Genomic DNA, 1,377 nt, shown 5'->3' with positions numbered 1-1,377 from the left:
ATGAACATTGTATTTTAGTCATTCGTGGCGCAGGTACGGTGGGTTATCCGGGTAGTGCTGAGGTTGTCAATATGGCTCCCCCAGCGGAGTTGATTAAAAAAGGGATTGATTCACTGCCTTGCTTAGGAGATGGCCGCCAAAGTGGAACTTCTGCCAGCCCTTCTATTTTAAATATGTCACCCGAAGCGGCGGTAGGCGGTGGAATTGCCTTACTTAAAACCAATGACCGTTTACGTATTGATTTAAATAAACGTTCAGTCAACGTACTCATTTCTGACGAAGAGTTAGAACAACGCCGCCGTGAATGGAAACCGACGGTATCTCCATCTCAAACACCTTGGCAAGAAATGTATCGCAACATGGTAGGTCAATTATCTACTGGTGGTTGTTTGGAACCCGCAACTTTATATATGCGAGTCGTAAACCAAGACAACCTTCCAAGACACTCTCATTAATTTCAGGATATTTGTTATGACCATTATCGGACACAACTTTATTGGTGGTTCACGCAGCGCACAAGGTACAACCTTATTAAAAAGCATTCATGCTACGACTGGTGAAGCTCTGCCTTATGAGTTTCACCATGCCACCGAACAAGAAGTGAATCAGGCCTGTGAAGCAGCCAGTCAAGCTTTTAAAACTTACCGCCATAAGTCTCCTGAACAGCGTGCTGTTTTTTTAGAAAATATTGCCGATGAGCTCGATGCTTTGGGTACAGATTTTTTAGAAATCGTCTCACAGGAAAATGCTTTGCCACTTGCACGCTTAAAAGGTGAACGTGCCCGGACCAGTGGGCAAATGCGTTTGTTTGCCAAAGTATTGCGCCGTGGTGATTTTTTAGGTGCCCGTATTGATACCGCTTTGCCTGAGCGTCAGCCTTTACCTCGCCCAGGCCTGCGTCAGATTAAAATCGGTGTCGGCCCTGTGGCAGTCTTTGGGGCAAGTAACTTTCCGCTCGCCTTTTCAACCGCTGGTGGTGACACTGCTTCGGCACTCGCCGCAGGTTGTTCTGTGGTGGTGAAAGCCCATAGTGGACATATGGCGACAGCAGATTTTGTAGCGCAGGCAATCGAACGTGCCGTAGAAAAATCAAATATGCCAAAAGGTGTATTTAACATGATCTATGGTAATGGCGTGGGTGAACCATTAGTGAAGCATCCTTTAATTCAGGCTGTGGGTTTTACAGGTTCATTACGTGGGGGTCGTGCTTTATGTGATATGGCCGCAGCCCGTCCACAACCGATTCCTGTATTTGCAGAAATGAGCAGTATTAACCCGATGCTGATGTTGCCCAAAGCCTTAAAAAACCGTGGTGAAAAAATTGCACAAGACTTGGCTGATTCAGTTGTTTTAAGCTGTGGTCAGTTCTGTACTAAT

Annotated in this window: 2 protein-coding genes; both read left to right on the top strand. The window is 46.0% G+C overall.

All coding sequences use genetic code 11. The features are described 5' to 3' along the window. On the top strand, positions 1 to 455 hold a 455-nt coding region (locus tag VXQ92_RS18055), incomplete at its 5' end, for a dihydroxy-acid dehydratase (RefSeq protein WP_416682734.1). 16 nt (positions 456 to 471) lie between these two features. After that, the coding region (locus VXQ92_RS18050; protein ID WP_416682733.1) for an aldehyde dehydrogenase family protein at positions 472 to 1,377 on the top strand (906 nt) is incomplete at its 3' end.

The sequence above is a fragment of the Acinetobacter sp. 228 genome, assembly GCF_048147885.1.
Note: the sequence above shows the minus strand (reverse complement) of the source record. Positions and strands in the feature narration are given on the sequence as shown.